Origin of the sequence: Neochlamydia sp. TUME1 (assembly GCF_000813645.1) — a bacterium.
Taxonomy (GTDB): Bacteria; Chlamydiota; Chlamydiia; order Chlamydiales; family Parachlamydiaceae; genus Neochlamydia.
Map to the genome: position 1 here is coordinate 1 of NZ_JRXI01000086.1, position 12,977 is coordinate 12,977.

The following is a 12,977-nucleotide window of genomic DNA, read 5'->3' on the forward strand; positions in this document are numbered from 1 at the left end:
TTGCAAAAACATCACGGCTTTGAATTTATCTAGAGCAGGCTTGACTTACTTACCCTCAGAAATAGGCCAATTGCCTCAGCTGCAAAAGCTTGACTTAAGAGATAACCAGCTCACCAGTCTTCCTGCAGGAATAGGTCAATTGTCTCAACTGACACGCCTTCACTTAAATCGAAACCAGCTCACCGCTCTGCCTGCAGAAATAGGCCAGTTATCTGAGCTGCAATGGCTTGACTTAAGAGAAAACCAGCTCACCGCTCTGCCTGCAGAAATCGGGCAGCTGTCTAAGCTGGAAGCGCTTCACTTAAATCAAAACAAGCTCACCGCTCTGCCTACAGAAGTCGGGCAGCTGTCTCAGCTTACCAAGCTTGAATTAGCGGGAAATCCTTTGAAAGATATTGCAGAAAAAATAAGGCAGCGTTTTCACTTGCAGAGTGGCCGTAAGTAATTTTTAAATGGGGGTGAGCTAAAATGAAATAAAAAACTTTTGGCCATCTTATCTTTAAACAAGTAATCCGCACTTAAATCAAAACCAGCTCTCCATTCTGCCAGCAGAAATTGAGCAGATATCCAAGCTGCAAAAGCTCCACTTAAGTGGCAACCTGCTTACCATCCTTCCTATCATCTTATGTGCGGGTATAGATCCTTTGGTACCTCCAAGAAGAGGAGGAAGGCTAAGTCAAGAGGCGGACAAACCCTGGATGAAAAAAAAGAAATGATGCTTTAAAAATCATTCAAGGCTTTGGAGAAGATGAGGAGGCCAGGTAGCTCTGGAAGAAGCTTTGCGGCTATCACAGAAGATCGTTTGCCGAAACGGCAATGTACCGCTTTAAGAGAAGCTTTGGAGGAGACTTTCGCTCTAGGAAATTAGCCTTTCAACAAGCAGAATTATATGCCAAATCCTTGGTTATGAACAAGAGGACAAAACTTGGAATGCCCAAGGCAATGGGTGCTAACTTATGTGATATATCTTTAGAGTAGCTATTAGATCATTTACGCAACAAGGCCCCTAAATCATCAATTTTTCCTTTAAAATTTATTTAGCAATATTAAAAATGGGTTAAAAGTCCTAGCATTAAAAGCAATTTGGTTAGGCAAGTCTTGATGGAAATGACTAAAAGAAAAAGGAAACTTTACCCTCTATTTTAGAAACAATCATTAAAGCATGGGTGAAGGGCAAAGGAAATTTTTGTAGGCATGACGCTAATAAGGCTAGCGAAGGGGAGAAACTATAGTCTAGAAGGACTTCATCAGAGTTCTTAAGTTACAGAATATTAAAAAAAATTAATAAAAGCTTTAAAATTGGCTAGAAAAAGTGCCGGAGGAGTCTAAAAAGAGCAATAGCCAAAATTTTTCCTCGATAGTTGTTGCTAAGGATTTTTTTAACGCCCTTTCCTTGCCAAATAGAGGAATGAAATAATTAGTGCATTTTCTGTTAGAGAGGGTTATGTTTTGCATAAAATGAAACACACTGTCATCATGCTAATTTTATTTTTGTAGATAGAAAACTTCATAATTTTAGACTAGCGACTAACCTTAAAATGAATGAGATTAATAATGAAAGTTGAATTTAAAGTTCCTTCTATGGGAGAGTCTATTTTCGAAGCAACTGTAGTTAGTATCATTAGACCCTCTGGTTCACAAGTAGGATTTGAGGATGAAATCCTGGAGTTAGAGACTGATAAAGTCAATCAGATGGTATATGCTCCTCAAAAGGGGGTAATCCATTTTAACATACAGCTCCACGATAAAGTTACCATCGGGCAGGTGTTAGGGTATATTGATACTGAAGCGGCAGCCAAATCTTTAGAGCTTGGCTCCCCACCCCAGCAATTTTTACCTTCTTTACCAGCTACGGTAGTAAACCCTAAAGAATCCTTTAAAAGCATGCGTTACCAAAAAGAGGATTTTATTAAAGAGCTTAAAGAAGAAGGTCAAAAAAGATCTCTTCCTTCTCTTTCTGAGCAGCAATCTCTTGCTTGGTCTTTCCATCCGCAGCAATCGCATGGCAATAAGGACTTTACCCAAAAAGCCTCAGTTTCTCAGGTCGCCCAGGTAGAAAATACAGCCACAATGCTGACAATATTTAATGAAGTAGATCTGTCACAGATTATCCACCTACGTGACAGATACCAAAAATCTTTTATTAAAAAATATGAAATTGAGCTAGGTTTAATCTCTTTCTTTGTTAAAGCTTGCGTGGCTGCCTTGCCTCAATTTCCCTCTATTCATTCGTATCTTAAAGAAGAGCAAAGCGTTCAGGACTCCTCTTACGAAATGGGTATAGCTGTGGAAACCGAGCAGGGTGTCGTGGTACCACTCCTTTGCCAGGGCGATAAGCTTTCTTACGCAGAGATTGAAAGGACTATCGAAAAGCTTACCCATCAGGCTTATGAAGGCTCTCTTTCTGTAGGAGACCTTCATACAGGCAGCTTTGCCATCACTGATGCTGGCCTCTATGGCTCTATGTTTTCTACTCCTCTTCTTACCGGTAACCAAAGAGCTATTTTAGCCCTACATAATATTATTAAACGTCCTATTGTTGTTGACGATCAAATTACCATCCGACCTATCATGCATTTAGCTTTAAGCTATGATTCTCGCTTTGTTAGAGGTAAAGAAGCTGCTGCTTTCCTAGCTTATTTAAAAGGTATTTTAGAATGCCCTGCGGTTATGCTCCTTGGGCTATAAGCAAATAATTTAGGATTTTAAAGAGAGAGTAAGGAAGAATTAAGGGTAAAGGATTGGTAGCTTTTGTAAAACTCTCATTAGATCTCTACTAAAACAGTAGAAGAGCTATAAAAGCAACCAATAAAAATTGGCGGAGATTTAGCAGGCAAGCTAGCAACTGCTGCTTTTCCTGATAAGGCCCTTTTTATTGCAAAAAAGTCTATTATTGAAATAAAAGTAAAAGAAAAAAAACAGGCGGCTGGCATGAAACAATTCGATGTAGTAGTAATAGGGGCTGGACCAGGCGGTTACGTGGCAGCCATACGTGCAGCTCAATTAGGAATGAAGGTAGCCTGTATAGAAAAGGCCCAAACGCTAGGAGGTACTTGTTTAAATGTGGGCTGTATTCCTTCTAAAACCTTACTACAGTCTACAAGATATTGGGAATGGCTTGAAAAAGAGAGTAAAGGCCTAGGAATAGAATATAATGAAATTAAAGTTAATTTTGAAACGATGATGCAACGTAAAGCAAAGGTGGTATTTAGCCTTACAGAGGGGATAACGGGCCTATTTAAAAAAAATAAGGTGGAAAGCATCAGAGGTACAGCCAAATTTGTGGATTCCCATCTGGTTGAAGTAACAGATAATGGCCGCATAGAGAAGATAAAAGGTAACTATTTTATTCTAGCTACAGGATCAGAAGCCGTAGCATTGCCTTTTTTAGCTTTTGATGAAAAGAAAATTATCTCCTCTACAGGGGCCCTAAGCTTGGAAAAAGTGCCCAAACAAATGGCAGTAATTGGTGCAGGGGCGATTGGAGTGGAAATGGCCTCAATTTATCGCCGCCTAGGTACTCAAGTTCATATCATTGAAAGGGCAGAAGAAATATGCCTAGCTATGGATCCAACGATTAGAAAACTTTTGTTAAGGGGATTAAAACAACAAGGAATAAAATTTCATCTTTCGGCTCACCTCCACTCCGCAAAATATGAAAGAGAAGGAGTAACTATTGAATTTGAAGAGGGGGGCGAAAGGAAAAATTTACATACCGATCTCTTGCTAGTAGCTGTGGGAAGAAAGCCTCATACAGAAGGACTCGGCTTAGAGCAAATTGGTATAAAAAAATCAAGCAGAGGAACATTAAATATTGATAATTTTTTCAGGACCAGCCTACCGCATATTTTTGCCATTGGTGACATTGTGGATGGCCCTATGCTAGCTCATAAAGCTTCAGATGAAGGCATGGCCGTTGCTGAGAGCATAGCTGGAAAGGCAGCCTATGTTAATTATATGGCTCTTCCTCAGGTGGTTTATACTCATCCCGAAGCTGCGGCTGTAGGGCTTAATGAGCCTGAAGCACGAGAAGCTGGATTAGAGGTGATGGTAGGTACTGCCTTTTTTAAAGGAAACGCTAGAGCACGCTGCATGGGCGAGAGTGAAGGAATAGTAAAGATCATTGGCGATAAGAAATCAGAAAGGGTGGTTGGGTTGCACATATTAGGTTCGCATGCCTCAGAAATGATTGAGGAAGGAGCTCTTGCCCTCCAAAAAAAAGTTACCTTGGAAGATATTGCTCGCTTGCCTCATTCCCATCCTACTTTGACAGAGGCTATCAAAGAAGCTGCCATGGATGCGTTAGGGTATGCGATGCATTAGCAAAAAGTAAGTGAGATGGTTTAAGTTTTTGCGTATGAAAGGAGGTTTAAATTTTTCCCCTTAGAGATTTCGCCCTGCTGCTTTCATAGTTTCGTAGGAAAAAATTTTAATAATAATTGTTTCCTATTTCTTTAAAGTTTGTTCTAAAATTTTAAAGTCTTGTTAGCACCGCTCAAATAGGCTCTGTAGGTATACCCTAGCAAGGGAAGTAAACCTTGGAAGCTAACTTTTTTCTTAAGAACAGCGCCCAGGCTTCAAAGAACTTTTTTCGAGGATAGGGGTTCATTCTCTTTGCAAGCCCTATTATTTTTGTTCAAACCGCACAGGATAACTACTGTCCAGTAAAAAAATTACTGGAGTATTTTTAATGAGCGCCTATCAAAAATATCTCTTAAAAAATATTTAAAGAGCTTTTAGCAGAGATAAGAGCTAAGTTAAAAAGTTATCTAAATCCGATTGATATTTAGTCGCCATCCAAGCTAAGCTCTTTTTGTTTGGAGCCTTTATAATATGGCATTTTCGTATTTATTCTTTTCTATAGGTGCATTTTTTGCAATGACTGCAGTCATTTTAGGTGCTTTTGGGGCTCATGCTTTAAAGCAGAAAATTTCTAAAGAAAGGCTGGTTACTTTTGAAGTAGGTGTTCGTTACCAAATGTACCATGCTTTAGGATTAATTTTATTAGCCTTAGCGCCTCAGCATCTTTCCGGGATTTTACTTGAAACGGCTGGTTGGTTATTTACGGCTGGCATTATTGTATTTTCGGGAAGCTTGTATTATGTGGCTTTATCCGGCAATGCATTTGCAGGACGGATAACTCCTCTCGGCGGCTTGCTTTGGATTATAGCCTGGCTTTTTGTCTGTTATGCACCTTTTTAGAAGTTAATCCTCTCTCCTTAGTAGTTTAATTTATGCTCGTTAAAAAAGTTACGTTGAAAGTCGGTAAAGAAAAAGCTATTTTAAATCGCCATCCCTGGATTTTTTCAGGAGCTGTCGCCCATCTGCCTCAAAATTTGTGTGGAGAGATTCTTCCTGTCTATTCCCATCATGGTGATTTACTAGGCAGTGCTTATTTCAATTCAAAAGCAAAAATTTTTGGGCGGATGCTCTCTTTTGGAAGTCAGCCTCCCTTAGAAGCTTTTAAAAATAATTTAGAATTAGCTACCGCCCTGCGCACCAAGTTTTTCTCTTCTGACACCACAGCCTATCGTTTAATCAATGGTGAAGGTGATTTTCTACCAGGACTCATCATCGATCGGTATGAGAAAGGATTTGTGGTGCAGATATCGACTTTAGGAATGGAAAATCTTAAGCCTTACTTATTGGATTATCTTATAGAGACCTTTCAGCCCGCATTTATCTATGAAAAATCTTTACTGCTTTCTCGAAAAGAAGAAGGCATGAAAGCCACAGAGCAGTTGCTGTATGGAAAATTAGAAGAGGAAGTAAGCATTCGCGAGAATGGAATAAAATTCTTAGTCAATCCTGTGCAAGGGCAAAAAACAGGCTTTTTTTTAGATCATCGTGAGATGCGTGCACAGGTTAAGAACCTGTCCAAAGATAAACGCGTTTTAAATTGTTTTGCTTATACGGGTGGATTTAGTATCTATGCAGCTGCAGGCGGAGCTATTCAAGTAGATTCTGTCGATATTTCTAAGGTAGCTTTAAATCTTGCCCACAAGAATGCAGAGTTAAATGGTGTTTCTTCTTGCATGCACTTTTATCCTAAAGACGTTTTTCAATTTTTAAGGGAATCCTCGTTGGATTATAATTTGATTATCTTGGATCCTCCCGCCTTTGACAAACATCGCAAAGATATTATTCCCGCTTGCAGAGGGTATAAAGATATCAATCGTATAGCCTTACAAAAAATGCCTTCTCAAAGCTTATTGTTAACATCATCGTGTTCCTATTATGTTAACGATCAGCTCTTTCAAAAAGTTGTTTTTCAAGCGGCAGTTGAAGCCAGGCGCCAAGTGCGTATTATTGGCAGACACCGCTTGGGGATCGATCATCCTCTTAATATTTATCATCCAGAAGGGGATTATCTAAAAAGTCTGTGGCTATATGTAGAATAAAGCTTATTTAGCCAAATAAAAGCTTTAGAGGAGAGATAACAAGCGGCAGTAAGCTTATATCTTATTAATCAATCTATCAAATTTAAAACTTGGCGAATGAAAATCCTTATAATTTCATAGGGTCAATAGCTTTATTGATGAAATGCTGGTCTCAAGAGCGTTTATAAGCTGCTAGGAATCATTCATTTTTGTACATTAAGCCCCTGAAAGTTCCTTTAAACTTTGTTTCCTTCATGCTAAGTGGTATTCAAGGGGGCTTTAAGAGGCCCACTTTTAAGAGTTTTCCTAGAAGAGTTTTTAAAGTATAAGTAATTCTACTCTTGCTGGGATATCCATCAATGTAGATAATGAGACCATAAGAAAAATTACTTCTATTAATCCGCACTGCATCAGACAGGACAGAACAGTTGACTATGTGGTATAATCAAAAAATTTTCAGTAATGCTCTATTAAGTTTAGTGATCCTGCTAACATTATTTATAGGCTTTCAGCTTTTCCCTTTCTTTAAATTAGTTTTTCAGTTTGTTACCACCCTTTTGCTGCCTGTAATTATTGCCGGCTTATTTTATTATATCTTCCGCCCTATTGTCAGATATCTTGACCAAACTAAGATCCCTCGTTATTTGGTTATCATTTTTATTTACTTGTTCGTGATGGTAGCCGGTAGCCTGTTGATTAGTATTGTATGGCCTTACATTGAGAGACAGATCACCGCATTTAGATCTTTTCCTCAACAAAAGCTTAAGGAAGTAGAAAACAAAACTGTAGACCTAATGAATGTATTTAACTTTTATTCTCTCTCTCCCGAGCAGCTAAGAAATTTATTTTATCATTATCTTCAAGAAATAACGCAATGGGCTAGCGGAGGAATCGTGAGCAGTATAAGCTCTTTAACCACGGTCGCCTCTTATTTCTTTATCACCCCTTTTATTTTATATTATTTTTTAAAAGATGATCAGCATGCTTTTGAGAAATTTATAAACCATGTGCCTTTTATCTATAGAGAAAGAGCCACAAAAGCGTTAAATGATATAGATGAAATATTATCTAGCTATATCAGCGGGCAGATAATCATTGCTTTTATAGTAGGTGTTTTAGTTTTTATCGGCTATTGGGGAATTGGGTTAGATTATGCATTTTTACTTGCCCTAATCGCAGGCCTTTTTAATTTAATTCCTTTTTTTGGAACTCTTATTTCGACATTACCCGCTTTACTTGTAGGGTTAACATCCACTCCTTTTATGGGCTTAAAAGTGCTAGCAATCGTTTTGATTGTCCATTTGATAGATTTAAACTTTATCTCGCCACGGATCGTAGGAAAGCGTTTGAATATCCATCCTATTACAATTATTATCCTTTTAGCTACAAGTGCTTCATTGTTTGGCTTTTGGAGCCTTTTTTTTATTGTGCCTCTCTATGCTATCCTCAAAACGCTGAGTATAGACCTTTGGGAAAGAAATGTAGCCGAAAAAATGGCTGGTTAGCTTAAACGAATGGATATTATCCATTTAGGTGTGCTTTTAAATAATATTTGCAAAAGAGCTGTATATTTTTTAACATTTAATATACAGATCAAATTAAACATGAATGTCAATCTAAATAAATCAAGGAGAACCTCGATGAAAAATCTTTTCAAACTGTCTTTAGCTACTATGACTGTTCTAGCTGGCGCTTCTATGCTGCATGCGCAAGCTGTAACTTCACAGGAGGGGCTTTCTAACCTAGAAAAATCCTCTTATCTTAACTCTGCTCCTTCCCAGACAGAAACAAAAAATTCCTCTGTGAATACAAGCGGTGTTCAAACTCCAGGACATTCTACTGGCCAAACTTATACGCAACCATCCAATCTTCCAAGACACTCGGACGCTAAGATTAGCTACAGTGAAACTAAAAAAACTGCTGCTTGGACAGATGGAGATATTTCCCAAAAAATTCGTTGGGCGATTAAGGATGATAAAAAACTTTCCTCATATGCTAAAACTGCAGAAGTTAGTGTAAATAATGGGAATGTGATTATAGCAGGCTCTGTAAATAGCGAAGATGAGAAAAATCATGTCGCTTCAATAGCTCGTCAGGTTCCTGGCGTGAAAAGTGTTTCAAATAACCTTGTAATTGCAAACAGCAAATAATGAGTGTATGCTGCTAGGGAAAGTTAGGCTTGAACTAGCAGCATTTTTTCCAAAGAAATCAAGGAATAAAAAATGGATAATCATGTGATTTATGCAGTTTGTGCCGTGTCAGCTACGTTAATATTTAGTATTATAGCTTTTTTCTTAGTTAAAACTCTTAAAGCCGTGCTCGAATCCGTTCAACATGTTAATTCCAGCTTATTTCGAATGGAAAATAAAATTGAGCCCCTAGTTCAAGAAACCCTACGACTCTTAGAAAACTCTAATAAGATTGCAATAGCAACTCAAGATAAGCTCTCTGACTTAAATCCCATTTTAGATTCTATCAACCATGTGAGCGCGGCAGTCAATAAAGTCACTCAATCATTTAATGACAATGAAGATGAAAACCCATGTAATTTTTATCACGTTGAGAAAAAAAATGATTGGAATGAAATTGTAGGTGATTTGATAAAATTGTCTACAATAGGAGTCAAAACCTGGCAAAAAATAAAAAAAGGGAGATAATTATGGTTAAAGTTAAACCCCGCAATAAAAAGCCCTTAACCCCTCCAGAACCTTCTACAAATGAGCAAGTCTCTAACATTGCTTTAGGAGCTGCCGCAGGATGCCTCATAGGTGCTGCTGCTGCTTTATTTTTTGCTCCAAAGCCTAAGGGTCATAAGTTTACAAGAGCGCTTGATTCTATGTATGATCAAGTCAGTGATACGGCTCAAGAGTATGCTCATGAAGCTATGGATAAAGGGCATAAAATTTATGATAATGCTAAAGATTCCATCGATCATATTTGCCATGCTGCTTCCGATGCTTTTTCAAGCTATAGTACTAATAGAAACATTGTGCTTGGCATTATTGGAGCAGGATTGATCGGAGCCTCAGCCGTATATGCTTTATCCCAACAGTCTTCAGAAGAGGAAGAAGGGCTGGTAGATAAAATAAAAGCGTGCAATTGGTTAGATGTAGCCAAATTTGTTGCCGACAAATTTTCTGGTAAAAGCCAGGAGGAGGATGACTCCGAAGACAATGAAGAGCACTATCACCCTGTTCACCGGATGATGGATTGGGCAATGACCGGTCTTAATATCTGGCAGGAGATGAAAAAAAGGAGGTAGCTTGTGCGTAACACCCCGGGCATAGTTTTAGGTGCTTTGGTGGGCGCAGGGCTTGCTAGTGCATGTGCTCTTCTCCCTTTTCGACAGCAAGGAAAGAAAAAGCTTAATCATCCAAAAAAAGAGGGGAACATAAAAGGAAAGCCCTATACTAAAGAAACTTTTTTAAATAAAGTTTTTCCTTTTACCGCGGTAGCTATCCCCTCCACTGTTAAGACCTTTGCAGAAGGAACGGTTATAGGCCTAGTGCTAGGCATTGGCTGTGCTGTGCTGTTAACGCCCCAAAGTGGCCGGCAGCTACGTAAAGAACTAAGGAATAAATATCAGCGTATGTTAACTAAAAAGCCTGATCTTATTCCTCCTTCTGACCTCACTCCAGCGCCTTCAAAGCGGGCTAAAAGAGTGAATCAAGTTGTTGAGAATAAAAAGAAAAAGCGTTCTCCGCCTAAATGAATAAGTAAAAAGTAAAGCATAAAGTTAAACGCTCTTTAACTTTATGCTTTACTCCTTTCTAGTTGCTTTTCAATAAAAATTCAAGAACTGAAGGATCAGCTAAAGTGCTTATATCTCCCAGTTCATCTACATTACCTTCTACCACTTTTCTTAAGATCCGACGCATAATCTTGCCGGAGCGAGTTTTAGGTAAAGCCTCAATAAATCGAATGTAGTCAGGAACAGCAATAGGGCCAATCTCTTGGCGTACATGCTGGGCCAATTCTTTCTTTAAGTCAGAATGACTCTCTACATTGTCTTTAAGGATGACAAAGGCATATAAGCACTGTCCTTTGACCTCATCAGGTTTAGGGACTACAGCAGCTTCCGCTACAGCTGGATGGCTCACTAAAGAACTTTCGACTTCTGCTGTACCCATACGATGTCCGGAAACATTGACCACATCATCAATTCTTCCTAAGAGCCAATAATCGCCCTCCTCGTCTATCGAACACCCATCTCCACTAAAATAGACATTTTGGAAAGTTTTAAAATAAGTATTAATAAATTGTTGATGGTCTCCCCAAGTAGTGCGCATCATTCCTGGCCATGGTTGCTGAATACATAAGCATCCTCCTTCATCGACCTCGCAAGGAGTTCCATCATCACGTAAAATAATAGGATTGATACCGAAGAAAGGTTTGGAAGCGCTTCCAGGCTTTGCTTCATGACAACCCGGTAGAGGGGAGAGCATGATGCCACCCGTTTCTGTTTGCCACCAAGTATCTACTACGGGGCAATTCTCTTGTCCAATATTTTCATAATACCACATCCATGCTTCTGGATTAATGGGCTCTCCTACAGTACCTAAAAGTCTTAAGCAACTAAGATCATAACCTTTTAGATAAGATTTTCCATAACGAATTAAGGCTCTAATGACTGTCGGAGCGGTATAAAAAATATTTACTTGAAATTTTTCAATGATTTTCCAAAATCTTCCTGCATCAGGGTAATAAGGGGTGCCTTCAAACATAAGCGTGGTAGCACCATTTGCCAAAGGACCATAAAGGACATAACTATGACCAGTAATCCACCCCAAATCTGCAGAGCACCAATAAATATCCGAATCTTTAATATCAAAAATATATTTATGGGTTAAAGAGGCATACAGTAAATAGCCAGCTTGAGTATGAACCACCCCTTTGGGTTTACCAGTAGAACCCGAGGTGTATAGAATAAACAGAGGATCTTCAGCATTCATCGGTTCTGCAGGGCAAAATTGAGAGGCATTTTCCATTTCCTCTTCATACCAAATGTCGCGTCCTGCTTGCATTGAGCAAAGCTCATGCGTTCTTTGAACTACAATTACCGTTTCAATAGATGGAGTGGAGGCTAGCGCTTCATCGGCAATAGATTTTAAGTAGATTGGCTTACCTCCACGCAGGCTAGCATTTGCAGTTACTAGCAATTTACAAGAACAGTCATTCATGCGATGACTTAGGGCTTCAGCACTAAAGCCTCCAAAAACTACTGAGTGAATAGCACCTATACGAGCACAAGCTAGTACGGCGACCGCGATTTCTGGAATCATGGGTAGGTAAATGCATACTCGGTCACCTTTATTAACGCCCCATTTCTTAAGCACATTAGCAAAACGGCAGACTTGGATATGCAGCGTCTGATAATCCCAAATTTTTGTTTCTTCTTCATTATCACCTTGCCAGATGATCGCAGGCTTTAACTTTCGATGTCCTTCTAAGTGCCTGTCTAAGCAATTATAGCAAAGATTGAGGATGCCATCTTCAAACCAGGTGTGATGAATAAGATTATTGTGGGATTCCCAGATATAGCGGACAGCAGTAATAGGCGTTTTAAACCAATCCAAGGTATTTGCTTGTTCAAGCCAAAATTCATTAGGGTGTTGAATCGATTTTTGATACATTGCTGTATATTGAGATAAATCGTTCATATGCGCCTGATTCACAAATGAGTGAGGGGGAGCAAATTTGCGTTTATCATGACAAAAAGTCTCTACGGGGGCCAATGTTTTGTTATTATGCATATAATGTCCTAAAATATTAAGGTTGTAAATATACCAAAAGAGCTACCAAGCGAGAAGTAATTTTTTATCATCTGTGCATATCTTAGGCTTATTTTGTAAAAAGATTTTACCTTAGCATGATAAACATGCTCTCTTAGCACACATACACTGTAATAATTGGGGGAGGGGACACTTTTTATTAAGAGGGATAAATATTTAGAGAAAAAGAAGGAATGAACAGGATAATTACCTTAGATTAAGAAAATTATAGGGGAGGGGGTGATTTATTTTAAAAATATAGGATAAATCAATGCGATTATAACTATCGGTTAGCCTTAAAGAGTACCTTAGGTTCTTTTTGGAGGGGCTTTTTATATGAATAATAATTATATTTTTTGACAAACTTGTATGGTCTTTTCACAGAAGAGTAAAATATGAATGAATCTTTAGCTGGAGAGCAAACTTTTCGAATGGCTGTGGAGAATTATTTGGGTAAGGCAAAGTTTTCATGAAGCCTTTCAGGACGGGCAAAAAACCTATCTAAATAGTAAGAAAATTAAGCTTATATCTTATTTCTAAAAGCAAACCAAGCTGCGAACGAAGCAAAGCAGAGTTTGCGGCTGCAGTAATTTATACCTAAAGACATTCAATATATCCCTTCCTGAAAAATTTGCTCTAACAATCCGGGCTAGCTAAATGTAAAATTATTGACAACTTAAGAGAGAAAAAATGGCCTGGTTCAGCACCTAATTGGCAACATGTTAAAGCAAAGAAAAATAGATGTTTCAGATTGGCTAATTACTCCTTATATCTTGTAAAGATTAGTCGTCTTTTGACCTAAAAAAATTGGTGGAAAGAAATATTT

Annotated in this window: 11 protein-coding genes; 10 read left to right on the top strand and 1 reads right to left on the bottom strand. The window is 38.5% G+C overall.

Features of this window, described 5'->3' with window-relative positions; genetic code table 11:
• The 10 genes from DB41_RS03640 to DB41_RS03685 all read left to right on the top strand — a co-directional run.
• The coding region (locus DB41_RS03640; protein ID WP_162180908.1) for a leucine-rich repeat domain-containing protein at positions 1 to 445 on the top strand (445 nt) is incomplete at its 5' end.
• Positions 446 to 1,554: 1,109 nt separating this feature from the next.
• The gene (locus DB41_RS03645; RefSeq protein ID WP_039384432.1) at positions 1,555 to 2,688 is read left to right on the top strand and encodes a 2-oxo acid dehydrogenase subunit E2; all 1,134 of its coding nucleotides are present in this window, start codon (positions 1,555 to 1,557) and stop codon (positions 2,686 to 2,688) included.
• 243 nt (positions 2,689 to 2,931) lie between these two features.
• A complete protein-coding gene (lpdA, locus tag DB41_RS03650; RefSeq protein WP_039384434.1) occupies positions 2,932 to 4,323 on the top strand; it encodes a dihydrolipoyl dehydrogenase in 1,392 nt (463 codons plus the stop codon).
• Positions 4,324 to 4,833: 510 nt separating this feature from the next.
• On the top strand, positions 4,834 to 5,202 hold the full coding sequence (locus tag DB41_RS03655; RefSeq protein ID WP_039384436.1) for a DUF423 domain-containing protein: 369 nt from the start codon (positions 4,834 to 4,836) through the stop codon (positions 5,200 to 5,202).
• A gap of 32 nt (positions 5,203 to 5,234) precedes the next feature.
• The gene (locus tag DB41_RS03660) at positions 5,235 to 6,401 is read left to right on the top strand and encodes a class I SAM-dependent rRNA methyltransferase (RefSeq protein WP_039384439.1); all 1,167 of its coding nucleotides are present in this window, start codon (positions 5,235 to 5,237) and stop codon (positions 6,399 to 6,401) included.
• 413 nt (positions 6,402 to 6,814) lie between these two features.
• Positions 6,815 to 7,885, top strand: a complete 1,071-nt coding sequence (locus tag DB41_RS03665; protein ID WP_039384440.1) for an AI-2E family transporter — start codon at positions 6,815 to 6,817, stop codon at positions 7,883 to 7,885.
• 135 nt (positions 7,886 to 8,020) lie between these two features.
• A complete protein-coding gene (locus tag DB41_RS10620) occupies positions 8,021 to 8,530 on the top strand; it encodes a BON domain-containing protein (protein ID WP_052243862.1) in 510 nt (169 codons plus the stop codon).
• 72 nt (positions 8,531 to 8,602) lie between these two features.
• The gene (locus DB41_RS03675; RefSeq protein ID WP_039384443.1) at positions 8,603 to 9,037 is read left to right on the top strand and encodes a DUF948 domain-containing protein; all 435 of its coding nucleotides are present in this window, start codon (positions 8,603 to 8,605) and stop codon (positions 9,035 to 9,037) included.
• Between the two features lie 2 nt (positions 9,038 to 9,039).
• The gene (locus DB41_RS03680; RefSeq protein ID WP_039384445.1) at positions 9,040 to 9,642 is read left to right on the top strand and encodes a YtxH domain-containing protein; all 603 of its coding nucleotides are present in this window, start codon (positions 9,040 to 9,042) and stop codon (positions 9,640 to 9,642) included.
• Positions 9,643 to 9,645: 3 nt separating this feature from the next.
• Positions 9,646 to 10,092, top strand: a complete 447-nt coding sequence (locus DB41_RS03685; RefSeq protein WP_039384447.1) for a YtxH domain-containing protein — start codon at positions 9,646 to 9,648, stop codon at positions 10,090 to 10,092.
• 58 nt (positions 10,093 to 10,150) lie between these two features.
• Here the strand turns inward: DB41_RS03685 and acs are convergent, their stop codons facing one another.
• Positions 10,151 to 12,133 carry an acetate--CoA ligase gene (gene acs, locus DB41_RS03690; protein WP_052243863.1) on the bottom strand — a complete coding sequence of 661 codons (1,983 nt, stop codon included), beginning with the start codon at positions 12,131 to 12,133 and terminating at the stop codon, positions 10,151 to 10,153.
• Positions 12,134 to 12,977: the final 844 nt, after the last annotated feature.

Excerpts from the sequence above, each read along its gene's own strand:
- DB41_RS03655 (WP_039384436.1), top strand. The coding sequence starts at position 4,834 with ATGGCATTTTCGTATTTATTCTTTTCTATAGGTGCATTTTTTGCAATG.
- DB41_RS03675 (WP_039384443.1), top strand. The coding sequence starts at position 8,603 with ATGGATAATCATGTGATTTATGCAGTTTGTGCCGTGTCAGCTACGTTA.
- DB41_RS03680 (WP_039384445.1), top strand. The coding sequence starts at position 9,040 with ATGGTTAAAGTTAAACCCCGCAATAAAAAGCCCTTAACCCCTCCAGAA.
- acs (WP_052243863.1), bottom strand. The coding sequence starts at position 12,133 with ATGCATAATAACAAAACATTGGCCCCCGTAGAGACTTTTTGTCATGAT.
- lpdA (WP_039384434.1), top strand. The coding sequence starts at position 2,932 with ATGAAACAATTCGATGTAGTAGTAATAGGGGCTGGACCAGGCGGTTAC.
- DB41_RS03665 (WP_039384440.1), top strand. The coding sequence starts at position 6,815 with ATGTGGTATAATCAAAAAATTTTCAGTAATGCTCTATTAAGTTTAGTG.
- DB41_RS03660 (WP_039384439.1), top strand. The coding sequence starts at position 5,235 with ATGCTCGTTAAAAAAGTTACGTTGAAAGTCGGTAAAGAAAAAGCTATT.
- DB41_RS10620 (WP_052243862.1), top strand. The coding sequence starts at position 8,021 with ATGAAAAATCTTTTCAAACTGTCTTTAGCTACTATGACTGTTCTAGCT.
- DB41_RS03645 (WP_039384432.1), top strand. The coding sequence starts at position 1,555 with ATGAAAGTTGAATTTAAAGTTCCTTCTATGGGAGAGTCTATTTTCGAA.